Annotated in this window: 21 protein-coding genes and 1 pseudogene; 10 read left to right on the plus strand and 12 right to left on the minus strand. The window is 67.7% G+C overall.

The features are described from left to right. Nucleotides 1-327, plus strand: a complete 327-nt coding sequence (locus tag WKC72_RS06680) for a hypothetical protein (RefSeq protein ID WP_037242643.1) — start codon at nt 1-3, stop codon at nt 325-327. A gap of 15 nt (nt 328-342) precedes the next feature. Here WKC72_RS06680 and WKC72_RS06685 read toward each other — a convergent pair whose 3' ends face one another. Continuing rightward, nucleotides 343-1059 (minus strand): TetR/AcrR family transcriptional regulator, encoded by a 717-nt coding sequence (locus WKC72_RS06685; protein WP_128640790.1) that lies wholly within the window; start codon nt 1057-1059, stop codon nt 343-345. A gap of 91 nt (nt 1060-1150) precedes the next feature. Here WKC72_RS06685 and WKC72_RS06690 point away from each other — a divergent pair, with 91 nt between their 5' ends. Next, nucleotides 1151-2362, plus strand: a complete 1212-nt coding sequence (locus WKC72_RS06690) for an FAD-dependent monooxygenase (RefSeq protein WP_370182106.1) — start codon at nt 1151-1153, stop codon at nt 2360-2362. On the opposite strand, the gene WKC72_RS06695 is transcribed toward WKC72_RS06690, so the two are convergent. The 4 genes from WKC72_RS06695 to ahpC all read right to left on the minus strand — a co-directional run bounded on the left by WKC72_RS06695 (nt 2327) and on the right by ahpC (nt 6547). Then, the gene (locus tag WKC72_RS06695; RefSeq protein WP_128640792.1) at nt 2327-2740 is read right to left on the minus strand and encodes a VOC family protein; all 414 of its coding nucleotides are present in this window, start codon (nt 2738-2740) and stop codon (nt 2327-2329) included. The two genes, WKC72_RS06690 and WKC72_RS06695, sit on opposite strands and share 36 nt — an antisense overlap. A gap of 90 nt (nt 2741-2830) precedes the next feature. Then, a complete protein-coding gene (locus tag WKC72_RS06700; protein WP_370182107.1) occupies nt 2831-4105 on the minus strand; it encodes a CHAT domain-containing protein in 1275 nt (424 codons plus the stop codon). A gap of 111 nt (nt 4106-4216) precedes the next feature. Continuing rightward, nucleotides 4217-5809 (minus strand): alkyl hydroperoxide reductase subunit F, encoded by a 1593-nt coding sequence (gene ahpF, locus WKC72_RS06705; protein ID WP_370182108.1) that lies wholly within the window; start codon nt 5807-5809, stop codon nt 4217-4219. A 174-nt stretch (nt 5810-5983) separates the two neighbouring features. Continuing rightward, complete coding sequence (gene ahpC, locus WKC72_RS06710; protein WP_005250059.1) at nt 5984-6547, minus strand: alkyl hydroperoxide reductase subunit C; 564 nt, start codon at nt 6545-6547, stop codon at nt 5984-5986. 803 nt (nt 6548-7350) lie between these two features. Between ahpC and WKC72_RS06715 the strand changes: the two genes are divergently transcribed. The 5 genes and pseudogenes from WKC72_RS06715 to WKC72_RS06735 form a co-directional block, all read left to right on the plus strand. Beyond that, nucleotides 7351-8460: a ring-opening amidohydrolase gene (locus tag WKC72_RS06715; RefSeq protein ID WP_268789048.1), complete on the plus strand. Its 1110-nt coding sequence runs from the start codon at nt 7351-7353 to the stop codon at nt 8458-8460. 162 nt (nt 8461-8622) lie between these two features. Continuing rightward, nucleotides 8623-10125, plus strand: coding sequence for an amidase (locus tag WKC72_RS06720; protein ID WP_370182109.1), 1503 nt, complete (start codon nt 8623-8625; stop codon nt 10123-10125). Between the two features lie 91 nt (nt 10126-10216). Next, entirely contained in the window at nt 10217-11896 is a 1680-nt protein-coding gene (locus WKC72_RS06725; protein WP_370182110.1) for a PucR family transcriptional regulator, read from the plus strand. An 869-nt stretch (nt 11897-12765) separates the two neighbouring features. Continuing rightward, entirely contained in the window at nt 12766-13047 is a 282-nt protein-coding gene (locus WKC72_RS06730) for a hypothetical protein (protein WP_370182111.1), read from the plus strand. A gap of 102 nt (nt 13048-13149) precedes the next feature. Continuing rightward, nucleotides 13150-13293: pseudogene (locus tag WKC72_RS06735) on the plus strand (histone-like nucleoid-structuring protein Lsr2); the annotation flags it as partial. Nucleotides 13294-13303: 10 nt separating this feature from the next. Here the strand turns inward: WKC72_RS06735 and WKC72_RS06740 are convergent. From WKC72_RS06740 to WKC72_RS06760, 5 genes are all read right to left on the minus strand, one after another. Continuing rightward, nucleotides 13304-14449 (minus strand): RNA polymerase sigma factor, encoded by a 1146-nt coding sequence (locus tag WKC72_RS06740; protein ID WP_268789052.1) that lies wholly within the window; start codon nt 14447-14449, stop codon nt 13304-13306. Beyond that, nucleotides 14446-14853: a YciI family protein gene (locus WKC72_RS06745; protein ID WP_128640801.1), complete on the minus strand. Its 408-nt coding sequence runs from the start codon at nt 14851-14853 to the stop codon at nt 14446-14448. Before WKC72_RS06745 ends, WKC72_RS06740 begins: the two co-directional genes overlap by 4 nt. A gap of 271 nt (nt 14854-15124) precedes the next feature. Beyond that, nucleotides 15125-16624 (minus strand): tetratricopeptide repeat protein, encoded by a 1500-nt coding sequence (locus WKC72_RS06750; protein ID WP_370184276.1) that lies wholly within the window; start codon nt 16622-16624, stop codon nt 15125-15127. A gap of 13 nt (nt 16625-16637) precedes the next feature. After that, nucleotides 16638-17669 carry a hypothetical protein gene (locus tag WKC72_RS06755; RefSeq protein WP_370182112.1) on the minus strand — a complete coding sequence of 344 codons (1032 nt, stop codon included), beginning with the start codon at nt 17667-17669 and terminating at the stop codon, nt 16638-16640. Further along, nucleotides 17666-18991 (minus strand): hypothetical protein, encoded by a 1326-nt coding sequence (locus tag WKC72_RS06760; protein WP_370182113.1) that lies wholly within the window; start codon nt 18989-18991, stop codon nt 17666-17668. Before WKC72_RS06760 ends, WKC72_RS06755 begins: the two co-directional genes overlap by 4 nt. A 203-nt stretch (nt 18992-19194) precedes the next feature. Between WKC72_RS06760 and WKC72_RS06765 the strand changes: the two genes are divergently transcribed. Together WKC72_RS06765 and WKC72_RS06770 are read left to right on the plus strand one after the other, a co-directional pair. Continuing rightward, entirely contained in the window at nt 19195-19746 is a 552-nt protein-coding gene (locus tag WKC72_RS06765; protein WP_370182114.1) for a lipoprotein LpqH, read from the plus strand. Between the two features lie 96 nt (nt 19747-19842). Then, nucleotides 19843-20646 (plus strand): hypothetical protein, encoded by an 804-nt coding sequence (locus WKC72_RS06770; protein ID WP_128642291.1) that lies wholly within the window; start codon nt 19843-19845, stop codon nt 20644-20646. Here WKC72_RS06770 and WKC72_RS06775 read toward each other — a convergent pair whose 3' ends face one another. Beyond that, on the minus strand, nt 20647-21093 hold the full coding sequence (locus WKC72_RS06775) for a MarR family winged helix-turn-helix transcriptional regulator (RefSeq protein WP_128640804.1): 447 nt from the start codon (nt 21091-21093) through the stop codon (nt 20647-20649). A 102-nt stretch (nt 21094-21195) separates the two neighbouring features. On the opposite strand from WKC72_RS06775, the gene WKC72_RS06780 reads away from it, so the two are divergent. After that, the gene (locus tag WKC72_RS06780; RefSeq protein ID WP_370182115.1) at nt 21196-23337 is read left to right on the plus strand and encodes an MMPL family transporter; all 2142 of its coding nucleotides are present in this window, start codon (nt 21196-21198) and stop codon (nt 23335-23337) included. A 5-nt stretch (nt 23338-23342) separates the two neighbouring features. Here the strand turns inward: WKC72_RS06780 and WKC72_RS06785 are convergent, their stop codons facing one another. Next, nucleotides 23343-24503, minus strand: coding sequence for a CdaR family transcriptional regulator (locus WKC72_RS06785; protein ID WP_037242607.1), 1161 nt, complete (start codon nt 24501-24503; stop codon nt 23343-23345). Nucleotides 24504-24609 lie beyond the last annotated feature (106 nt).

Below are 24609 nucleotides of genomic sequence, written 5' to 3' on the forward strand. Positions count from 1 at the left end.
GTGAATCGAAACCAGCCGTTCGTGTGCGAAATGGCCTTCCACATCGTTCACCTGCATCGAGCGGGGGAGACGGACAAGGCGCTGAACCTGCGAAAGCAGCCACAGGGCATGACCGTCGACGACGACCAACTCCACCGCGCCGTCGCGCAGATCTACGGACTGCCCGACCAGTCGAACGAGGCGATGGAGGAATGGGTGCGCTCCCAGTACCTGGCGGACGGTCGTGACAAGGGCTACCTGTCCGACGACGACGCGTCGGCGCCTCTGTGGCTTCTCGCGGGCAAGGCGCACACCTACTACGGCGACCTGAAACCGCAGGCGAGCTGAGGGCCCCGTGCCCTGCTAGTCGGCGCGGGCCGCGACGAGGGCGGCGAGACCGTCGAAGATCCGGGCCAGGCCGAACTCCAGCGCGTCATCCTGCCCGGAAGTGGAACTGGCCGACGCGAACGCGGCCGTCACCTGGGGGTAGCGGTCGGCGTGGTCGGCGAGGATCCCCGTCATGATCGCGTTCAGGGACTGCTCGGGTGTGTCGGTTTCGGCGCCGGGTGCCGTCGCCTGCTGGGCGAGGCTGCGCACGTGGCCGGTGATCAGGACCACCGCGTCCAGGCGTTCCCCACCGGTGAGTGCCGTGTCGCGCAGTGCCTCGAGGCCGGTTTCGAGCCAGTCCAGTTCGTTCGGGCCCAACACTCGCGGACCGACCGCGACGTCCACCACCCACGGATGCCGCCGGAGGCCCGCCCACATCCGGAGAGCCCACTCGTGGAGTGCGGCGCGCCAGCCGCCGTCGATCTCGGACAGGTCGGGCGCGGGTCCGAGAGCGGCATCGAGCATGAGGGCGGTCAACTCGGCCTTGCCGGGGGTGTAGCGGTAGAGGGACATCTTGGTGAACCCGAGGTCCTCCGCGAGGCGTTGCATCGACAGCGTCGCGAGGCCCTCGGCGTCCGCCATCGAGATCGCGGTGGCGACGATCTGCTCGAGGCTCAACGCAGGTTTCGGTCCCCGCTTCGGCCGCTCCGACGATCCCCACAGCAGCTCGGCGGTACGGGGCTGGGTGACCATCTGCACTCCTCCGGACGACTCTTGATCCGGAATAGTGTCTACCATACACTGAATTGTATCCATCAGACACAATTACTTCGTGGAGGCTTCCATGCCGAACAGAACCGTCCTGATCTCGGGTGCAAGCATCGCCGGGCCTGCTCTGGCGTTCTGGCTCAGCCGGTGCGGATACGCCGTCACCGTCGTCGAACGGGCACCGGACCTTCGGCTCGGCGGCCAGGCCGTCGACTTCAAGGGGGAGGTTCACCGAAAAGTGTTGGAGAGGATGGGAATTCTCGAGGACGTGCGGGGCAGGCAGACCGGAAAGACCGACCTCCTGATCGTCGACGAACGCGACAAGCACTTGGCGACCATCCCGGGCGAATTCGTCGGCGGCGACGTCGAGATCCTGCGGGGCGATCTCACCGAGATCCTCTACCGACGCACCGCGGACTCGTGCGAGTACATCTTCGGTGATTCCGTCACCGCACTGGTCGACACGGAGTCGGGCGTCGAGGTCACGTTCGAGAAAGCGGACGCACGCCGGTTCGACCTGGTGTTCGGGGCCGACGGCATCCACTCGGCCGTCCGCCGCCACCGGTTCGGGCCGGAAGACGAGTTCGTCCGATTCCTCGGGTACTACTACGCCGTCGTCGGGACCACGGGTTCGGCGAGTGACGTCACGCCGGACAGGGAACGCGGGACGGGACTGATGTACAACGAGCCGGGACGGATGGCCGTCGTCGGTGGACCGAAGGCTCCGGAATTGTTCGTCTTCGCCTCCGACCGGATCGAGTACGACCGCGGCGACACCGCCCAGCAGAAACGAATGCTGACCACCGCGTACGCCGATGCGGGGTGGCGCGTGCCCGGACTACTCGCGCACCTGGACGACGCACCCGACTTCCACCTCGACTCGATCGCGAGGGTCGAGACCGACACCTACACCGCCGGCCGTGTGGCGCTGGTCGGCGATGCGGCGTACGGAAACACGCTGGGCGGCTTCGGGACCGGACTCGCCCTCGTCGGTGCGTACGTCCTGGCGGGTGAGCTCGCCGCCGCCGACGGCGACCACCGCGTGGCGTTCGGACGCTACACCGAGCAGATGCTGAGGTACGCGAGGATCGCCCGGAAGGGCAGCGCCGGCCCGTTTCTCGCGCCGAAGTCGGCTACTCGAATCAGGCTGCGCAACTGGATGTTCAAGTCCACGTTCCTGTTCGGCCTGATGATGAAGCTGACCGACGCCTTCGCCACCGATATCGATCTGGAGGACTACCCGGCGCTCCGGTCAGCCCGGTGTGCCGGCGATGTTGACCATCCATGAAATACCGAACTTGTCTGTACAGGCGCCGAATTCGTCTCCCCACATCTGCTTCTCCAGGGGCACGGACACGGATCCGCCGTCAGCGAGCTTGGCCCAGTAGCCGCGGAGTAGGTCGCCGTCGTCTCCGCTCAGGCTCACCGCGATGTTGGTTCCCGGGTTGTGTTCCATCCCGGGCGGGGTGTCTGCACCCATCAGAGTGAAACCGTTGTCCGACTCGAGCATGGCGTGCATGATCTTGTCGGCGCCCTCGCCGTCCGGCGCACCGTACTCACCGAACGTGTTCAACGCGAGAGTGCCACCGAAGACGTCCTTGTAGAACTCCATTGCCTGCCGAGCGTCGCCGTTGAAGCTGATGTAGGGGTTGAGACGAGAGGTCATGGGACATGCTCCTTCTTCGTGCCGGAACCGACAGGAACGACGGTACAACGACCGGCCGACACGATGTGGGGAACGGACGGCCGCCTCGGATCAGGACGTGGAGATCGTCACGAACGCCGCCCACAGCACCGGGGAGTGCTCGATCGTCCGCTCGTCCCGCCACGTGGCCACTCGGTCGCGTTGCCAGTCGCAGAGCGCTCCGACCGCGTCGGGCACGTCGTGCGCCGCGTCGATCGAGCAGATTGCGTCCTGCAGCGGACGCGCGTGTGGTGCCGTCCCGGCGATGCGCTGGAACGCGAGGTCGGTGGGCAACGCCCAGCGACTGGCGGTGACGAGCTCCGCCCCGCCGGCGATCATCGCGGAGACCAGTCCGAGCGCCTCGCTGAACCGCAGGTCGCCACCGCTCTCGCAGGCGATCAACGCCACCCGGCTCGGGATCGGCCACAGGTCCGCGCCACGGGTCGGTTCGGCCGTGAGCGTGTGTGTTCCCAGCAGGAGGTCCTTCGCGGACAACGGCCGGTGGGCACGGGTCGGCTCCGCGAACCCGACGGAGTCCGCGGCGCAGGCGAGGTGGAGTTCGGCGTGCTCGCTCTGCCCGGAGTCGGGTGCCGCCGCGGTGACGTGCCCGACGTACACCAGCCGGCCCGCACCCTCACGCAACGCCGTGCCGAGCCACTCCCGGTCGACGTCCTCGCGGCGGAAGCAATCCGTCGGTTCGTTCACGTCGGGAAGCAGCCGGCCTTCGCCGGCGTAGCTCGCGACCCGCCGCGACAGCGGACAGTCCGCGGGCATCCGCCCCAGGACCGAGCCGAGCGCCGAATCCGCACGGAAGCCCGGCACCCGCGGGTCGAGCACCGCGACGACGGGGAGTTGCCGGGTGTGCGCCCAGGTGCGGACCGGCCGGGCGGGTGAGTGGACGATGCTGAGCGGCGCCAGCAGGCTGACATCGGCGATGTCGACGAGACGCAGCCCGGCGTCGGGTGCGATCAGTTCCCACGGCACCTGCGCGACGCGGGGCGACGGTTGGATCCGCAGGTGGGGGCGCACGCCGCGGGTGAACAACTCGTGCAATTGCTGTGCGAGGCCGAACGGAAGGAACGTGCGTGAAAGGAGCTGGGCCAGATCATGCTCCGACTCGTAACCGGAGAAACCGCCCGCCGTCAGAGCGTGGTGCAGACCCTGCGGATCGGTGAGGTCGGGCAGCGCCCGGGCCAGCGCGGCGACGGTCGCGTCCACCTGCGCGGCTGGTGCGACGCCGACACCGCCGGGGTGGGAGTCGTGGATCCACCGCCACGACGTGTACAGGTCGCCGGCGTCGGCCATCCGCACGATCGCGGTCGGCGGGGAACATGGGTGAGTCGGCACCGTCCCAGCATCCCCTACCCGCCGGAACGGTGGGGTGGGTGCTGGCCACCCGGGCCTGTCGACGCCGAAAGCCGTGCCTGCATGCAGGCACGGCTTTCGGAATCGGGTCGGCTAGCCGACCGTTGCTGCAGCGGCGTCCTCGGCCGGTGCACCCGTTCGGATGAGCCGGTCGAATGCGCTCAGCGCTGCGGTTGCTCCGGCACCGGCGGCGATGACGATCTGCTTGTACGGCACCGTCGTGCAGTCGCCGGCAGCGAACACGCCGGGCACCGACGTCTGGCCGCGGTCGTCGATTGCGATCTCGCCGCGATCGGACAACTCGACCGTCCCGGCCAGCCACTCGGTGTTGGGCAGGAGGCCGATCTGGACGAAGACACCCTCGATGTCGAGTGTGTGCGACGTGTCGGTCGTGCGGTCCTGGTAGGTCAGGCCGGTGACCTTGTTTCCGTCCCCGAGGACCTCCGTCGTGAGCGTGCTCAGGAGGATGTCGGCGTTCGAGAGGCTGCGCAGCTTGCGCTGCAGCACCTCGTCGGCGCGGAGCTCCGAGTCGAACTCGACGAGCGTGACGTGCTCGACGATTCCTGCGAGATCGATTGCGGCCTCGACTCCGGAGTTACCGCCACCGATCACGGCGACGCGCTTGCCCTTGAACAGCGGTCCGTCGCAGTGCGGGCAGTAGGTCACACCCTTGTTCCGGTACGTGTCCTCGCCGGGCACGTCCATCGAACGCCACCGGGCACCCGTCGACAGGATGACGGTGCGCGCGAGAAGCGAAGCACCGCTTTCCAGTTCGATCTCGACGAGACCGTTCTCGGTGGCTGCCGGCACGAGCTTCGCGGCCCGCTGCGTGTTCATGATGTCGACGCCGTACTGACGGACGTGATTCTCGAGCGCCGACCCGAACTGGGGGCCCTCGGTGTAGGGAACGGAGATGAAGTTCTCGATCGCCATGGTGTCGAGTACCTGGCCGCCGAAGCGCTGCGCGGCGATTCCGGTGCGAATTCCCTTGCGCGCGGCGTACACCGCGGCCGCGGCGCCGGACGGGCCGCCTCCGACGACGAGCACGTCGAAGGGATCCTTCTGGGCGATCGCGGTGGCGGCGCGGTCAGCGGCGCCGACGTCGAGCTTGCCGGCGATTTCCTCCAGGCTCATCCGGCCGGAGCCGAAGAGCTCGCCGTTGAGAAAGACCGTCGGGACAGCCATGATCTGGCGGCCGTCGACCTCGTCCTGGAACAGGGCACCGTCGATCGCGACGTGGCTGATGCGCGGATTGAGCACGCACATCAGATTCAGCGCCTGCACCACGTCCGGGCAGTTCTGGCAGGACAGCGAGAAGTAGGTCTCGAAGTGGAAGTCGCCGTCGAGGTCGCGGACCTGCTCGAGCAGTTCGGGGGCCTCCTTCGACGGGTGGCCGCCGACCTGGAGCAAAGCGAGTGCGAGCGAGGTGAACTCGTGGCCGAGAGGGATGCCGGCGAAGCGGACCTCGATGTCGGTGCCGCTGCGGCGAACCGCGAACGACGGGCGTCGCGTGTCGTCGTCGCGGCGTTCGTAGGTGATCTTCTCCGACATCGCCGCGATCTGGGTGAGCAGTTCGGCGAGTTCGACCGACTTGGGTCCGTCGTCGAGTGAGGACACGAGCTCGATCGGCAGGGTCAGCTTTTCGAGCAGGGACTTCAGTTGGCCGGCAAGCGAGGCTTCGAGCATGAGGATCTACTCCATCGATCGGGAGGACAAGGGATCGGAAACCGGAAATTTGGGTTCAGGTGGTCCGGAAGGTGTTGGTGCGACACCGATTGCCCCCACGGGAGCTGAGCACCGGGAACCGCCCGCACGGGCTCAGGAAACCTGAGCCCGTGCCTGCGGTACGACTGCGCTGCGTCAGATCTTGCCGACGAGATCCAGCGACGGGGCGAGAGTCTCTTCGCCCTCTTCCCACTTGGCCGGGCAGACCTCGCCCGGGTGCGACCGGACGTACTGAGCGGCCTTGACCTTGCGAACCAGCTCAGCGGCGTTGCGCCCGATGCCTTCTGCGGTGACCTCGGTGAACTGGATGACACCGTCGGGGTCGACGAGGAAGGTGCCGCGGTCGGCCAGTCCCTCGTTCTCGCGGAGGACCTCGAAGTTCTTGCTGATCTCCTGGGTCGGGTCACCGATCATGGCGTACTTGATCTTGCCGATGGTGTCGGAAGATCCGTGCCATGCCTTGTGCGTGAAGTGCGTGTCGGTGGACACCGAGAAGACCTCGACGCCGAGGCGCTGCAGTTCCTCGTGGTGGTCGGCGAGGTCGCCGAGTTCCGTCGGGCACACGAAGGTGAAGTCGGCCGGGTAGAAGTAGAAGACCGCCCACTTGTCCTTGATGTCGTCCGCGGACACGGTGATGAACGCGCCGTCCTTGAAGGCGTTCGCGGCGAAGGGCTTGATCTGCGTGTTGATCAGGGCCATTGAAACCTCTATTCGTGGATACGGGGAAGCCGACAGCGACGAGGTTATCCAGCACATTGGAATAGGTCCAATCTATGAGACCTATTCCATAGATTGGGTGGGGCTATCAATGGTCACCGAATCTGCAGCATTGCAGGTCAGTGCGGCACTCCACCCGCACCGCCCGGGGTAGTCGCCGGAGGTGCGGTGTGACGACCGTGACACCCACCGCCCCGAAAACCCTCATAGGGAATGGAAGCGGAGGCGTCCCCCGTACGCATCCATCGGGAGTCCCGTCTCGCGGAAGGTCGTGTGTCAGGTCCGGTTTCCGGTGGGGAGAACCACGGATCCCAGTGGCGGGAGTCGGCGAGGACCTGCAGTAGTGGTGGGTCGGTGGGGATGCGGTGCAGGTCCAGTCGCCAGGTGTGGCCGCTTACGTCGCCGCGGTTGGAATCCCGGAACATGCCGTGCCTGTGGATCGGGTGGCGGGGTGCGCGAGGTGCGGCCACGAGACTTCGGTGATGATGGCGAGTCAGATCTGCCCAATGGCAGCTCTGGTTTAGGCAAATATTGCCAGTGCCCACAGGTGGTCGCCCTCATAGCGTGGGCGGCGTGAGAGTTCTGATCGGGTTCCCGCAGATCCGCACAGTCGGTGGTGACTTCTGGCGGTGGTCGCCGAGGTCACGACCCGCATGCCGATTCGTTGGGATCGGGCGGGGTGGTCGCCACGTCCCGCACCGTGTTCACCATGGACGCGCCGCCAGCCGAACGATCGTCACCGCCTGATTTTCCTACCCCGTACGCCCCACATAGAGGAGATGTCAATGCCTGACGCAATCGAGGTCCGCAAGGTTCCGCTGCACAGCGTTTCCGACGCCGGCGAGCTGGCCAAGCTCATCGACGACGGCGTGCTCGACGCGGACCGTGTCGTCGCTGTCATCGGCAAGACCGAGGGCAACGGCGGTGTCAACGACTACACGCGCATCATCGCGGACCGAGCCTTTCGTGAGGTCCTCTCGGCGAAGGGCAGCCGCAGCGCCGACGAGGTCGCCGAGGTGCCCATCGTCTGGTCCGGCGGGACCGACGGTGTGATCAGCCCGCACGCAACGATCTTCGCGACTGTGCCAGCCGGGAAGGCGGCGAAGACCGACGAGCCGCGGCTGACCGTCGGTGTCGCGATGAGTGAGCAGCTGCTGCCCGAGGACATCGGTCGCACGCCGATGATCACGAAGGTGGCCGCGGCGGTGAAGATGGCGATGGCCAATGCCGGCATCAGCGACCCGGCCGACGTGCACTACGTGCAGACGAAGACGCCGTTGCTGACGATCCACACCATCCGCGACGCCAAGAGCCGCGGCGAGACGGTGTGGACCGAGCACACCCACGAGTCGATGGACCTGTCCAACGGCGTTACGGCACTGGGAATTGCCGTCGCGCTGGGCGAGATCGACATGCCCGGCGATGCCGATGTCATGCACCGCCGGGACCTCTTCTCGTCGGTGGCATCCTGTTCGTCGGGGGTCGAGTTGGACAGGGCCCAGGTCGTCGTCGTCGGCAATGCGCGTGGTGTCGGCGGTCGCTACCGGATCGGGCACAGCGTGATGAAGGACCCGCTCGACCAGGACGGCATCTGGGCGGCGATCCGGGACGCCGGACTCGAGCTGCCCGAGCGGCCCCACACGAGCGACCTGGACGGCCGGCTCGTCAACGTCTTCCTCAAGTGTGAAGCAAGCCAGGACGGGACGGTCCGCGGCCGCCGCAACGCGATGCTCGATGACTCGGATGTGCACTGGCACCGCCAGATCAAGTCCTGCGTGGGCGGTGTCGCGTCGTCGGTGACGGGGGACCCGGCGGTGTTCGTGTCGGTGTCGGCAGCACACCAGGGTCCTGAGGGCGGCGGCCCCGTTGCCGCCATCGTCGACCTCGGCCAATAGTTCGTGCTCACACCGTGAGTGAGGTTGCGTCGCGGCCCGGCAACCGGGCCGCGACCCAACCTCGACTACACCAACCGCCGATCGTGAACGATGCTGCGGTCGGAGTCCATGCACGTCGGCGGTTCGCCGGTATTCGTTATTGAAACGCGGAGAGGTTCACCCATGTCACACGTCATCGACCCCGTCACCGTCGGCGATTCCGGCCCTCGCACGGAACCCTCGTTCCCGCCGCGCGAATACGGAGAGCTCGTCATGTGTGACGCGCTGACGCTCAGTAGTGTGATCAAGAGTCGCCAGGTGTCGTGCATCGACGTCATGACCGCCTATCTCGACCACATCGAATTGCACAATCGCAGTGTCAACGCCATCGTCGCCCTGCGTGACCGGGACCAGTTGCTGGCCGAGGCGCGCGAGCGGGACCGCCAATTGGCCGACGGGCACTACCTCGGCTGGATGCACGGGTTCCCGCACGCCGTCAAGGACCTGTCCGCGGTCAAGGGACTACCGTTCAGCTCCGGATCGCCGATCTTTGCCGACCGGATCGCCGACGCGGACGAAATGTTCGTCACCCGGATCAGGGCAGCCGGTGCCATCATCATCGGCAAGACCAACACCCCCGAGTTCGGACTCGGATCGCAAACGTACAACCCGGTCTGGGGCACGACGGCGACACCGTACGACACCTCCCGCACCGCCGGTGGAAGCAGCGGCGGCGCTGCTGCGGCCCTGGCGTTGCGGATGGTTCCGGTCGCCGACGGTAGTGACTACATGGGGTCCCTGCGCAATCCGCCGGCCTTCAATAATGTTGTGGGCTTTCGCCCGTCGTGGGGGCGCATCCCCGAGACCGGATTCATCGCGCAGGGCGCGGTTGTCGGTCCGATGGGGCGGTCGGTGGCTGATGTGACGCACCTGCTGTCCACGATGGCGGGTCCCGACGCCAACGCCCCGCTGGGCATCGACGAGGACCCCGAGATATTCACCCGGAGCCTTGACCGTGACTTCAGCGGGACTCGGATCGCATGGGTAGGGGACTGGGGCGGGTACCTGGCAACGGAACCCGGAGTCCTCGAACTGTGCGAGTCCGCATTCGAGGCGTTCGGGAACATCGGTTGCCGCGTCGAGGCGGTGCTCCCCGACTACAAGCCCGAGGACATTTGGCAGCTGTTTCTGAGGTGGCGCTGGTGGGCGCAACTCGGCTTGGTCGACCTTTACAACGACCCGCAGACACGCGCGCAGATGAAGCCCGAGTTCGTGTGGGAGATGGAGCACGGAATCGCTCTCTCCGCGCTCGACCTCACCAGGGCTGCGGCGGCACGTAACGACTGGCAGGCGGCGGTCACGAAGATGTTCGAAACCTATGACTACATCCTCGCGCCCAGTGCGCAGGTGTTTCCGTTCGACAAGGCCACACACTGGCCCACGACGATCGCGGGCCGGCCGATGGATACCTATCACCGGTGGATGGAGACCGTCGCACCGTGGACGATGGCGAGTCTTCCGGTTGCTGCGATGCCGGTCGGTTTCGATGACCGCGGGCTTCCCATGGGAATCCAGATCATTGGACGACACGGCGCAGACCGGGCCGTTCTCCAACTCGCCCACGCGTACGAGCAGGCAACGAAGTGGGTGGAGCGTGTGCTTCCGCCCTCGCTCCTCCCGGGCTGAGCCGTGCTGGTGACGCGGCGCTGTATCGTCGTCGGCGTACGGTTGGTATATGGAAGATGTTGCCAACGGAGAGCGACCACAGGCACATGATTTGCCAACACCTGTCGGGTACGAGTTGACGGTTCGGGAGCTGCTGACCCTGCCTAGCCTGACCGGCTCGAAGCTGATCGCGGGGGCTGGCGGCCTGGAGCAGATCGTCCTGCGGGTCAACGTCATCGAGGTGCCGGACATACTGCCGTGGGTCAAGCCGAACGAACTGTTGATCACCACCGGATTCCCGCTGCGGCATGCCGACTCGGGCCAGCCGTTCGACCCCGCCGCGCTGGTCGAGCTCATCGAAGGTCTCGCCCGGCGCGGCGCGGCCGCACTCGGTGTGAAGGAAGGCCGGTACCTCGACGAGCTTCCCGCCGCTATGCTCGAGGCGTCCGACCGTCTCGGGTTTCCGCTGTTCCTCATCCCGCGGGAGATTGGGTTCGACGAGGTGATGTCCGAGGTGTTTACCCACCTCGTCGATCGTCAGGCGTGGGCACTGGACGTTGCGGACCGCATGCACCGTGCCTTGACCAAGATCGTCCTCGAGGGCGGGGATCTGCCGCAGATTGCGGACGAGGTCGCGGCGCTGTTCGACGCCGCGGTCCTCATCTGCACGCCCGACGGGCGAGTGCAGGCGACAGCTGGTGCGACTCCCAACCTGCAGGCGCTGCACGGGTTGCCGCTGTTCGACCCGTCCGGCCGGCTTCGTACCGAGCGCCTACACCACGGCCTGCAGCCGGCACCGGACACCGAGGCAGGTCAGATCGCCGTCGCGCCGGTTGTCGCCGGCGGCATCGACCATGGCCTCATCGTCGCCTTCGTGGCAGACGGCGGACTCGGCCCGGTCACCGTGCAAGCGCTCGAGCGCGCCGCAACCGTTGTCGCGTTGGCGGTCACCAAGCAGCTCGCGGTGTCGGCCGTCGAATCCAAATTTCGCGGCGACTTCCTGCGCGATGTTCTCAACGGCACGGCAGGGACGACCGCCCAGATCACGGAACATTGCGCGCAGCTCGAATGGGACGTGAACCGCCGCATGGTGGTCGTCGTCGCCGAACTCGACCCGGACGCCGATCCGGCGACGGCCGGCCGGCCGACACCCCGGCCGGTTGCCGGGCGAATGCCGCAACAGCGGTTCACCGCTGCCTGGCAGCAGGTGGTCCGTCGCAGAGATCGGTTCGCACCGGTAGTTGGCTTCAGTCATGAAGTGGTGGCGTTGATGCCGGTGGGCGGCAGTGATGCCAAAACTGTGATCGAGGAATTGATCGCTGCTGTCACCGGGGACCGTGGAGGCGGCCGGCATTCGTTCTGCACCGGAGTAAGTCGCGTCATCGACTCGGTGGCCGGCATCCCGCAGGCGTACGACCAGGCGCGGAAGGCTGTGACGGTGGGGCGGCGCATGCACGGGAACGGTGCTGTCGCCCACTTCGACGGCCTGGGCGTCCACAGGCTGCTCTCCCTGGTCGACGACAGCGCTGAACTCCAAGCCTTCGCCACCGAGGTCCTCGGTTCGCTGGCCGGCGACGCCGACGAAGCGATCGATCTCCGCCAGACACTGCAGGCACTCCTGGACACCAACTGCAATGTCGCCGAGACTGCACGCGTCCTGCATTTCCACTACAACACGTTGCGTTACCGGATCGGTAAGTTGGAGAGCATCGTCGGGCCTTTCACGACGGATCCGATTCTGCGCTTGGATGTAGCGCTTGCATTGCGGGTCGTCGAGATGGAGGGTTTGTAGCCGATCAGCGGTGGCCGAGTTGGGAACGCCCGAACAGGCTTGCGGATCCGTCGGGGCAAGTCCGAGGCACGCCAACTGTGCCGGATCGTGCGAGACGCACCCAGCAGCTTCACGAGACGTGTCAGCCGGGCATAGCGGAACTGACGTCGAACGCCCAGAACGGCCGTCCGGGCCTGCGAGGTACGCATCAAGGGTCCGCACGGCAGCAGGAGAATATGTTGTAGCACAATCGATCACGGATAAGATCTGCTCGGCGATGAACGCGGTGAGCGCGACCGGTGCCACGAGCAACCATTGGACCCCGGCGCACCTGCGCCCGCGGGATCGAGGCGGTCATCGCCGAAGCGGACGACCGGAAGCACACCTGCCCGCAAGGACGGCGATGATGGTCGGCCTGTCGGCCCCGAAGACGAGAAGTGCAAGGGCCGCAATGTCGTTGAACGGCACTTCGGGAACGACAGCGGGGCAGATGTTTTCACGACATGAGCGCTGATTGCCCCAGCTCACGCATGTCCCTTTCATGAGGGCATCGGCGATGTTTGCTCAATTAGTTGGCAAATTTTGGTAGGGAGTACCAGCGTTGTGCCTGGGGCATCAATGGAAGAGTGGGTGAAGTTGGCGGGAGTAAACCCGAACGCAGACCCGCGGATATATGACGTGGCGGCGCGCGCCACTTCTTCTCTCCCGGTGCCCTTGCCGGAATCTCGATATCCGCGCGCTTGCACAGCGACACTTCTGGAAGGAGGCCAGGACACATGCGCCTGAGCAACCAGGACGCGTCGACTACCCGTCACGTCGGTGGACGGCACCGGTCTTCGGCAAGCTAGGAGCTCGCCCCTCACCGTCCACCGCCCCGTGAGAGGAAACCAATGAATGCTTTGCTCTACGTCGGTATTGCGCTGCTCATTGTTTCGAACGTACTGATCCCCCCGGCGCTTCTGCGATTCCAGAACGGCGCCAGCCAGTTTCTGCGCTCGACCGTCACCCTGGCATTGGCTGGGTCGGCAGCAATGCTGGTAAGCGCACTGACCTCCACCGATGCTTCGGTTGGACAGCGGTGGGCTACCGCGCTTGCCGGAGTCCTGAGCGGCAGCGTCGTGGCTGCGACCATTGCCCTGGTGATCGAGCCCCGATTCACCGAATCGGGCTAGCCCGGATTCAGACAGCGGGCAGTCCAACGAGTGGCCGGTTGTGCCCGGTCGACTGTATGAGGTGGGTCCTGCAATGGTTACGCCGTCGACGGCGTCGAGTACCGGCCGGTCGACCCCACTGCTACGAAGCGGCCGCAGGGAGAAACGAAGAAGGTCCGGGCTTGGGCGATCGAGCAGGGATACGAGCTGTCCTCCCGGGGCCGCATCCCCACCGAAATCGAGCAGGCTTTCCACGACGCCCACTGATGATCGCCGCTCAACTGCGCAGCTGTGCGTTGAGCCGTGCGGCCTGTCGCGTGAGGTGGTCGCGTTCGGGGAGGCTGTGCGCCGATCGGGCGGCTTCGGCGTAGAGCCGTGCTGCGGTCACGGGGTCACCGTCGCGCTCGTGTAGGTACGCCGCGACGGCCGCGTGGCGGGGCAGGGAGGGGTCGAGCCCCGCAAGGGCGGCGAGACCGGCCCTCGGACCGTCGGCCTCGCCGACCGCGACGGCCCGGTTGAGGCGGGCCACCGGGCTGTCGGTGAGACGCACCAGCTCGTCATACCACTCGACGATCTGCACCCAGTCGGTCTCCTCTGCCTTCTGGGCGTCGGCGTGGAGCGCGGCGATGGCCGCCTGGGCTTGGAACTCCCCCAGCCGGTCCCGGGCGAGCGCGGCCTGGAGCACGTCGACGCCCTCGGATATCAGGCGGGTGTTCCACAGGCTGCGGTCCTGGTCGGCGAGGGGCACGAGCCTGCCGTCGGGGGCGGTCCGTGCCGGGCGCCGGGCGTGGTGCAGCAGCATCAGCGCGAGCAGGCCCGCGACCTCCTCGTGCTTGGTCTTGGCCGCCAGCTGGCGGGTGAGGCGGATCGCCTCGACGGCGAGATCGACGTCACCGGAGTAGCCCTCGTTGAAGACGAGGTAGAGCACGCGCAGCACCGTGGCGACGTCGCCGTGCTGGTCGAACCGGACGCTCGAGACGGTCCGTTTGGCCCTGCTGATCCGCTGGGCCATGGTCGACTCGGGCACGAGGTAGGCCTGCGCGATCTGCCGCGTGGTCAGGCCGCCGACGGCGCGCAGCGTGAGCGCGACGGCCGAGGCCGGTGTCAGGGACGGGTGCGCGCACAGAAAATACAGCTGGAGCGTGTCGTCCACCGCCTCGCCCGGGCCGGGTACGGGTTCTGCCTCGACGAGCACCTCGCGGTTTCGACGGGAGGTCTCGGCGCGGGTGGCGTCGAGGAACTTGCGCCAGGCCACGGTGACCAGCCAGCCTTTGGGGTCCCGCGGCGGGTCGTCCGGCCACACGCGCACAGCCTCGACCAGGGCTTCCTGCACAGCGTCCTCGGCCGCCGCGAAGTCGGCTCCGCGGCGGACGAGGGCACCGATCACCGCGGGTACCAGTTCTCGCAGCAGCGACTCGTTCACTCGGTCACCGTGGGCGGCTCGGACAGGAAGGGACGCAGCTCGAGCCACTCGTGGATCGGTTTCCCACCCGCGCCCGGGGCCGCGGACAGTTCGCCGGCCAGTTCGAGCGCCCGCTGGTGGGTTTCGACGTCGATCACCATCCAGCCGGCGATCAGGTCCTTGGTCTCGGCGAACGGGCCGTCGGTGACGGGTGGTCGCCCCTCGCCGTCGTAGCGGACGAACGTGCCCTCCGGGGAGAGTGCCTGACTGTCGACGAACTCGCCGGTGCCCTCGAGCCGGGCGGCGAAGTCGTTCATGTACTGCACGTGGGCCGAGATCTCCTCCGGCGTCCACTGGTCCATGGGCGCGTCGTTGACCGATGCCGGCGCGCCGCGGTAATGCTTGAGCAGCAGGTACTTGGCCATCATGTTCTCCTTGGTGTGGTGCGGCCCATTGTGGCCGTGTTCACTTCGGGGACGGAGCGACGCGCGGGTTCTCGACATTCCGTCGCGATATTTTCCTGGCGGACTTCACCGGCCCCGCGTACCGCGGTGGGATCGAGGCGTGGGCGATCCGCCAACGCGAGCGACCGCGCGGTGCTTGGGCGCGCCGACGCTTCTCCCCGGTCACAGTCGACGACGACGCTCACACCGCCGAACGAGAAACCCGTCCGAACGCACGCCGATCGGCTACCGGTCACCACGCAGGCACCACCCGGCTGTCGCGGACCTCGCGCCCATAGCGTTCCTCGGCGACTTCGATTGAGGTGCCTAGCGCAATCCGTCCTTCCGATGTCACGGCCAGCCTCGGCGGAAGCGGTACCGGCAGGCCGGCGCCGGCCGCGACTCCCGCCAGTGCGGCGCCGAGCAGGAACGAGCCGTCGGTGCCGGCCGCGCCGGCCGGGGGAAGGTCGGGCAACTGCAGGGGGAGCCGCGCCGGGGTGCTGTGCCCGGCCCGGCCGACGTCCACCGTCGTCCCCGCGCACTGCGTTTCGACGAGATCGGCCACCAGGCGCGCGTCACCCGAGGCGTAGGCGAGCCGGAACGCCAATTGCATCGCCGGATCGGCGATCTCACGGTTCCACTGCTCGCGCTGACGCCCGTTCGGCAGCGTGGACCGCACGGCGTCGATGGCGATCGCCGCGGGCACCGCGAGCGCGATAGCACGTGCCCGCACCGCGCTGTCGGGGGTGCCGGAGGCCGCGAGCGCGGATTCGAGCAAGGCTGCGTGCCAGAAGTCGACCTGCGCACAGTGCAGCCCGAGCCCCAGCCCGTGGTACGTGTCGAACGCGGCAGCGAGCAGTCTCTCTCCCTCGTCGAACCGCCCTTCGGCGAAGGCGACAGTGGCGAGGCGAGTCTCGACGTCCGCGACGTCGAGTACCGCTCCGGAACTCCGGAAGTAGTCGAGGCTGCCGCGATAGAGTTCCGTCGCGCGTTCGGTGTCGCCCCGGCCTTCGGCGAGAAACGCCAGCACCTTCGATCCGATCCCCGCCCGGTGGCCGATCCCGGCGCGCTCGAAATACGTCTGGCTCGACAGCAGCAGTGGTTCCGCGTTTTCGGGTCGCCCCGAGCGGGCGTGCATGATGCCCAGGTTCTGCTGCGTTTCGGCGACCGCGTTGACGTCGCCCGCGGTCTCGAACGCGTCGAGCGCCTGCCCGGCGAAATCGTCGGAGAGATCGAAACGCCCGGTCTCGAAGTGGATGGCGGCGAGGTTCATCAATGGGTGTCCGGCCAGCCCTGGGGCGAAACGCACTGCCGCGTCGAGGGACTCGGTGGCGATGTCGGCGGCGTCCGCCCACTGCTGCCGGTGCATCGCGACCGCGGTCAGTGACAGCAGGCACGCGACCCGCAGGTCGCCCCGATCGTCGGCCGTTGCGAGCAGTTCCCGCGCCTGCTCGAGCGCGTCCTGCGCGCCGTCGAGGTCGCCGATGTGCTGCAATGCCTGCGACAGGTTGACCAACGCGGCGGGACGCATCCGGATCGCGTCGGCCGGCATCACCGCGAGGGCTTCCCGGTAGAGGTCGACGGCCCTCGCATGATCGCCCAGTTCGTCGGACATGCTGGCCGCGTTGATGATCGCGCTCGTCCGAACGTCGCCGGTGGTCGAGCGGGCGACCCGCTCGAATGTCCGGAGTGCCTCGGCGACCTCTCCGCGGGAGTACGCTGCCGCGCCGGCCGCGAGGAGGTCCCGCGCAATCTGATCTCCCACGTCAGAAGTCCGAATCCGAGGCGGCCGCCGCTATCTCGGCGAGCAACGGCGCGTCCGGCGCGTCGTCCGGTGCCGTCTCCGCAGCCCGGCGTAGCCGCCGGCGGACCAGGGCCCGAACCCGCTCCCGGACCTCCGGACCTCCACCATCGGCGTGACCGTTCACGCCGAACCCGGGCAGATGCACGTCCACGGACACCCCAGATTCCGAGCCCTGCGGTGCGGCCGACTCGCCGAACCAGACGTCCCCCGACAGCTGCAGCGCGACATCGACGGTGCCCGATGCGGTGCCGACCAGCGCCCGGGGGCGTACGTGTTCCGGCACTGGTTCGGAGAGACCGGGTGCCGCAACGACACTCACCCGTACGGTCGTGTCCCCGGCGGCGCGCACCACCTCCCACGACACCGCCCGCTCGGACGCGTCGACGAGTCCGGGTGGGTACCGGCGCCAGTCGGATCCGGTGATACCCCGCGCCAGGACGAGTGTGCTCGGCAGCGTCGCGGTCGCGGTGCCGGCCGCGAGGGCGTAGTCGTCTGCCCGTCCGGGGCGGTCGGCGGGCGCCGGGCCGGTTGGTACGTGGGCGTCGTCCCCGTCGACGAGTAGATCGCATTCCGCGACGAGCGTGGCCATCTCGCCGTTCAACAACCCCTCGTCGAGCGGCGGGACGGCGTCGATCGTCGAGGTGGGCCACCACCGCGCCGCCCAGTGCGCGTACGCGAGTCGCCGTGCACTGTCGGCCATCCGAGGTCGCGCCGGGGAAACCGTGACGTCGCGCCCGGACCCGGACGCCACGGCGAGCGCCACCTCCTCGCCGAACACGGCCCACACCCAGTTCTGCGCCGAGGCGACGTCGTCGAGCACCGCGACCGGGACCGGGTGTTCGGCGAGCACACTCCACGACAGGTGTCCGCCGACGACTTCCAGCACTGCCACGTCGATACCCGCGGCGTCGTCCAGGACGCTGGGTGCGTCGTCGGGGGTGATGATCCAGATCCCGTCGGGCGTGTGCTCGATCCGCACCGTGCCGGTAGTCAACTCGCCCTCGATTCGGGAGCATCCGCCGCATCTGCGAGCGGAATTGCGCTGAGCGCCTGCTTGACCCGCATGCGATGGTCGAGGATGACCGATCGCGCCACGCCGTCGAGGAGGTCCCAGAGTTCGTCGGGTTCGTGGACGGAGAACTCGCGTACGTCGCGGCCGTGGAGTCGGACCCACAGACGGCGGAGGTAGGGTCGCCACGGCTCGCGGAGTTCGGCGGCGACGGCCGTCAGTGGATTCGCTTCGGGCAGCGACGCGGCGTCGGCGCTCACCGTGAGGCGGCGCGCCTGCAGGACGTACGCCTCCCGTTGCCAGCGGCCGTTGATCACCCGGACGGCGGTCGTGTCCGCAGCCGAAGGAGGGGATGCCGTTCCGATCGGACGCAGACCGGTCGCCAGTGCGGCGCCCGTCGTCGCCGCGACCCGCAGGGATTCGTCGAGAAGCGACCAGGGTGAGCAACTTCGGGCGATCTCGGTGGTGACCAGTTCGTGGATCGGCGGCAGCTCCGCGCGGTCGGTCGACGCGCGGAGAACCGTGAAGACGCGTTCGTAGACGGACCGGTCGAATGGGAGTCCGAGTGTCGAGGTCGATGCCGACGCCCCCAGCCGCGGCGGCCCGGGCACCGGATGGCCCGTCAAGCCGAGCCGGTGGGCCGAGACCTCGGTGGTCCAGAGCGCAATCCCGTGGTGAGTCCCCGCGTGCCCGGCGATCAGGGTGTCGAGTGCCTGCCGTCCGTCGTCACCGTCCCGCTCGAGTCGCGCGCCGGGGCAGGCGTCCAGGACCACGTCGATTGTGTGGGCGTGGTCGCCGGTTGCCGCGCCCGACAGCGGTCGCCGCCCCCACGCGACGTCGATCAGGGCGTTCAGTTGCCGGGCCCGCGCCGGATCGGTGACGTGGGCCTTCAGCGCCTGCGTGGTGCGGCCGGCAGCGAATTCGTGCATGTCGCGGAGCGTGTCCTCGGCGACGGATTCGTCTCGGAGCGGGTCGGGTGCGCCATAACCGGTCGCGAGTTCGAAACACCGTTGGAAGTACAGATCCTGGGGGTTGCCGTCCGTGATGCGCAGCGCCCGGCGAACTCGTTTGAGCAGCGTGAACCAGGCAGCGGCGGCGCGGAGCACGTCGGCGGAGGCGTGCACCCGGGTAGCGAGCAACCGGGCACCGTCGGCCGTGACGATCGGACCGGCACACAGCGGGTTCTGCACCGGACGGATGACCAGCGGATCGAGGATCAATTTCACGGTGCGGCTCAGCGGTCCGCCGTCCGGCCCACTGAGCGGTTCGACGCCATCCAGCTCACGCCACACCTCGTCGAGCACCATGGCGCGTGGTCGCCGAGCAGCCGCTGAGCTCCTCGATCCCGTCCGCATTCGAGCAGGTTACCGCAGGGATGCCGCGTCGACGTGCCGACAAATCTGGGATCGGTAGGGCGCGAGACGTTCCTACCTTTCTCACATCGGCTCCAGTCCGCGAGCCGAATCGACGACGGGCGCCGAGCGCCCTCACGAAATGTGAAGGACGGATCATGACCAAGATCGTTCGGACTCAGAAGCGCGTCTACACCGCCGGCATCGTGGCGGCGGCCGCTGTCGCCCTGCTCGTCTCGGGCTGCAGCGACACCAGTGACAGCAGCTCCGGTGATGGAAGTTCCGAACAGTCCCCGGCGGCCTCGGACGTGGCGAGCCCGGCAGGCGCGTCCTCGGCCGCGGTCGACGGCAAGGCTCTGGACGCCGACTTCGACGCGACCTGCGCCAAGCAGGGCGACACGTTGGCGTTGGCGCTGGCGGACACCGCCAACGCGACGTACGGCGACCTGGCGGTCTCCGCGACGATCACCGGCACCGACACCGTGCAGGCGGTCGGGATCGCGGGCAGCAAGGGCGGGTCGAACGGCCTCCCGTACGCCCTCGGCTTCGGGCAGGGAATGCCCGGCGGCTCCGCGACAGTGGTGAAGGACGGCGACACCTACACGATCACCGGTGAAGGCGTCGGGGCGCCCGACATGAGCAACCCGACCGCGCCGAGTTCGTCGAAGTTCGACATCACGTTCGCATGCTCGACCGTCGTGGGCGGCTGAGCCGGCCCACCCGGGACGCGCGCGGAGTCGCGGCAGTCGAGTTCGCGCGCGTCCCCCATGTTCTTCCACGCAGTTCAGGTACGGAAGGGACTTATCGTGAAGAAGATCGTGCGTACCGCCGCCCTGGTGTTTCTCGCCGGGTCGGTGGGCTACTACCTGTGGTACGGCCTCGACGGTCGGGGCCGGACGAACTACGGAATCGACGCGCTGTCGTGGGTCGGCCCGCAGATGATCTGGCCGATCGTCGCGGTCAGCATCGTCGTGGTCTGTTTCGCCGTCACCGGCGACAGTGTGCTGGCAGCGTTCACGGGGCGGAACAGTGCCGCGTTCCGGCACGGAGCGGTCGGAATCGGGACCGTGCGGTCGGTGCGTCAGACGGGCATGACGCTCAACGATCAACCGGAAGTGCGGATCGATCTCGGCGTCGAGGGCGCCGACGGCACGATGTTCGAATCACACGCCCGGATGATCGTGCCCCTGACGGAGTTGGCGCTACTCCGTCCGGGTGTCGTCCTCCCCGTCCGCTACCTTCCGGACCGCACCGACAAGGTCGAGATCGACCGCTCGGGAGACGTGTCGACGGCGCAGGACGCGTTGAACCGATCCCTGATTCGGCAGGGAATCACCACCCCGGGCAAGCTCGACATCGCGGCGCGCGGCATCCCCGCGCAGGCGGTGGTGCAGTCGCTCAGTGTGCCCGGCGAGATCCGCAACGGGAATTCGAAGGTCGAACTCGGGCTCGCGGTCACCCGGCCCGACGGCACGACGTTCACCACCCGCGTCGAGAAGTTCCTGCCGCCGCGCAGCGTCGGGCACGTCCAGGTGGGTCGGGTGGTGACGGTGCACTATCTGCCGGGAAACGAGCAGGAGGTCGTCATCGCCCTGCCGGCGAATGTGTGATCAGTTCTCGGTCTCGTCCCGGGGCGGAAGTCCGAGCGACCGGACGAGGAGGAGGAGCTGTTCGCGCAGCGGCCCCACGTCGCCGACCGCGGCGGTGAGGGCCGCATCCTCCTTCTCGAGGGTCAGCAGGTGGCGGTAGATCGCGCGCCCCGACTCGGTGATCGCGACCCGCTTGCGCCGCTCGTCGAGCGGGTCGGTTTCCCGGGTGACGTACCCGGCTCGTTCGAGGCGGTCGATGGTGCGGCTGATGGTCTGGTCCGTCACCCGTGAGGCCTTCGCGATGTCCCGCTGCGAGGCCGGCCGGTCGGCGATCGTGTGCAGGCAGATGAGACCCGCATGGGTCATGTGCTGCGACCGGAGGATGGCCTCCCACGAGTGCTCGACCAGCCGCGCAGCCGTGGACAGTAGACGTCCGGTGGGCCACTGGTCCATGCCGTCGCTCGTCATTTCTTCGCCTCCATTTGCAATTTGCTCAGCAGGCTGAACAAAATAGGAACATCGCAATCCGGACATCCGGTCGTCGAACGCACCGCCAGCATTGGAGAGCACGTGACCACAACTGCCCGCCCACGCCCGGTTCGTCGCCTGCGGTGGATTCTGCCAGCCGTGCTGGTGATTCTCTGGCTGGCCGTCGGCGGTTTCGGTGGCCCGTTCGCCGGCAAACTGTCCGCGGTCCAGCAGAACGACAGCACGTCGTTCCTACCCGCGTCGGCCGAGGCCACCGAGGTGTCCGCGCTGCAGAAGGGGTTCACCGACACGCAGTTCGTGCCGGCGATCGTCGTCGCCGAACGGACGTCGGGGATCACCGCCGCCGACACCGAGTTCCTCGCCGGCACCGCGAACTCCTTCGCCGGTTCGGAGGGATTCGGTGACGAGGTGTCACCGCCGATCCCGTCCGCCGACGGCCGGGCGCTGCAGATGTTCGTGCCCGTCGACAGCGCCGGCGAGGTCGGTGACAGTGTCACGGAACTCCGGGACGCGCTCGGCGCCGCACCGGACGGTCTCACCGTCCTCGTCACCGGGCCCGCCGGTCAGGTAGCGGATCTGTCCGCGGCGTTCGCCGGAATCGACGGACTGCTGCTCCTGGTCGCGGGTGTCGTGGTCATCCTCATCCTCATTGTCGTCTACCGCAGTCCGATCCTCCCGTTTGCGGTGATCACCTCCGCGGTCTTTGCGCTGGGACTGTCGAGTCTCCTCGTGTACCTGCTCGCCGACGCCGGCGTGATCGCGCTGAACGGTCAGAGTCAGGGAATCCTGTTCATCCTGGTATTCGGTGCCGCGACCGACTACGCACTGCTGCTCGTGTCCCGCTACCGCGAGGAACTGCGGATCGAGCAGGACAAATACCGCGCCATGCGGACGGCGTGGCGGGCGACGCTCGAACCCGTCGCCGCGTCCGCGGGCACGGTGATCGCCGGCGTGCTCTGCCTGCTGCTGTCCGATCTCAACTCCAACCGCGGTCTCGGACCGGTGGCGGCCATCGGCATCGCGGCGTCGTTCGTCGCGTCCATGACGTACCTCCCCGCGGTGCTCGTGCTCCTCGGCCGGACGGCGTACTGGCCGAGGAGGCCCGCATTCGACGCACGGCACGCAGAGAAGGACGAGGCCGCAGACCACAAGTTCTGGGCCGCACTCGCGGCACGGATCGGTGCGCATCCACGCCGATTCTGGGTGGCGTCCAGCCTGGTGCTGGTGCTCTTCGCGCTCCTGATGCCCCAGTTCGAGGCAAGTGGTGTCGCCGAGTCGGAGACGTTCCTCCTCGACGTCGATTCCGTTGCGGGCCAGCAGATTCTCGGCGACCACTTCGACGCCGGCTCCGGTTCGCCGGCAGTGATCATCGCGAACGAGGGCTCCCGCGAGGCGGTAGTCGACGCTGCCCGGGTCGACGGAGTCGGCGACATCACCGTGCTGTCCACCCCCGGCACGCAGGCCCCGCTGGTGGTGGACGGCCGGGTGGCGATCGAAGCCACCCTGACCGATCCGGCCGATTCCCTCGCGGCCGAGGACACCATCGTCCGCCTGCGTGAGGCCGTCCATCCGATCGACGGCGCCGACGCCCTGGTCGGCGGCACCACCGCCACGGACCTCGACACCAAGACCACGTCGACGCGTGACCGCACGCTGATCATCCCCGTCGTGATCCTCGTGGTGTTCGCGATCCTGTGCGTGCTGCTGCGGTCGCTCCTCGCGCCGCTGTTGCTGATGGGAACGGTGGTGTTGTCATTCGCTGCGACGTTGGGCATCTCGTCCCTGGTCTTCGAGCACATCTTCGGATTCCCGGGTGCCGATCCCGTCGTCCCGCTGTTCGCGTTCGTGTTCCTCGTCGCCCTCGGAATCGACTACAACATCTTCCTCATGACCCGGGTCCGGGAAGAGGCCCGGCGCATCGGCACCCGCCGCGGGGCACTGCGCGGCCTGACCGTCACCGGTGGCGTGATCACGTCGGCGGGAGTGGTTCTGGCGGCGACCTTCTCGGCGCTCGCCGTCATCCCGCTGATCTTCCTCGCGCAGATCGCCTTCATCGTGGCGTTCGGCGTGCTCCTCGACGCTCTCCTGGTGCGGTCGCTCCTGGTGCCTGCCCTCACCGTCGACATCGGGCAGAAGATCTGGTGGCCGAGCAAGCTCGCATCGGCGCCGGAGCCCGACGAGAACGTCCGTGCGGAGCCGGAATTGGATTCGAGTCGTACGTGAGCGCGTCACGCCAACGCGAGTAGCGCCAGCGCTGCCTGATCGGGGACGGTGACGTTCAGGCTCGTCAGCTTCTCGAATCGGCCGAGGCGGTTGAGCACGGTGTTGCGGTGGCAGAACAATTGCGCCGCGGTGTCGGTGACGCTTCCCGTCGCGAGGTAGGCGCGCACGGTCTCGAGGATGCGTTCGCGTTCCTCGTCGGTGATCGGGGCGAGGCCGGACAGCAGGTGGGCCGAGAAATCGGTCTGATCGTCGAGCCGGCCCTTGGTGACCCGGGCCCATGCGTCCGTCAGCGTCGTCAGGCCGTGTTCGTCGGGGCGGATCGTCCGGAAGATCTCGTGGGCGGTGTTCGCGGCCGCCGGCACCGCGGCCAGGCCGGACACCGCCGCGACCATGCCGCCGGCCACGTCCTGCAGTTGGCGGTGCTGTGTCTCGAGCCCCCGGGTGGGTGTCCGCGGGGCCGGCCACAGAACCACCACGCGGCCAGACTGATTCAGCACGAAGAGTTGTTCGCCACCGGCCGCGAGAGTGTTCGCGATCCTGTGCACCGCCTGGGACGCTTCAGGATCGACGACGACGACCCGGAACGTGGCGTCGGCGTCGACCTTCAACGCCCGGGCGATCTGTTCGATCTTGCTGGGGACGAGGCCTGCAGGCCCGAACAGTTCCGCCAGGTACGTTTGCTGCTCGTCCCGGGTGAATGCGGCCATCGCGGCCTTCTCCTCGAGGTAACTCTGGTGGACGGCGCGCGCATAGTCGTCGACCACGTTCCACAGGCTGTCGACGTGCAACGCGAGAACGGCCATGTCTGCCGAGTTCGCGCGCCACAGCAGAGCAGACCAGATGATGCCGAAGTCGAGCCGGACCGCCGTCACCAGATCTTCGACGGGTATCCCCTGCCGCGCGCGCAGGCGACCCAGGTCGGAGGGCAACGAGCTGAGCTGAGTCGTCGTCGCGCCTGCGGTGACGGCTTCGAGTATCAACCGAATCGACTCGCGAGCGGAATCGCGCAGACCGTCCCGGTCGACCAGCCCGGACTGGTATGCCTCGACGGATTCGAGTCTGTCGAGGAACGCGGTGGCCAGGTCGTCCGTGTTGCGCATGGTTCCGACGATCAGTTCACGCCAACGAGCCAGTGTCTCCTGCTTCCGCTTGGCGAGGTTTCTCACGGCAACGTCCTTTCACCCGAGTTTGCGGTCAGGTTTCGTCGAGATCTCCACTGTGAGCATCGGGGTAACACGTCGTTGGAGATTCGTTCATCGGCTCTTGTCGCGG

Source organism: Rhodococcus wratislaviensis, assembly GCF_041228765.1.
GTDB lineage: Bacteria > Actinomycetota > Actinomycetes > Mycobacteriales > Mycobacteriaceae > Rhodococcus_F > Rhodococcus_F wratislaviensis.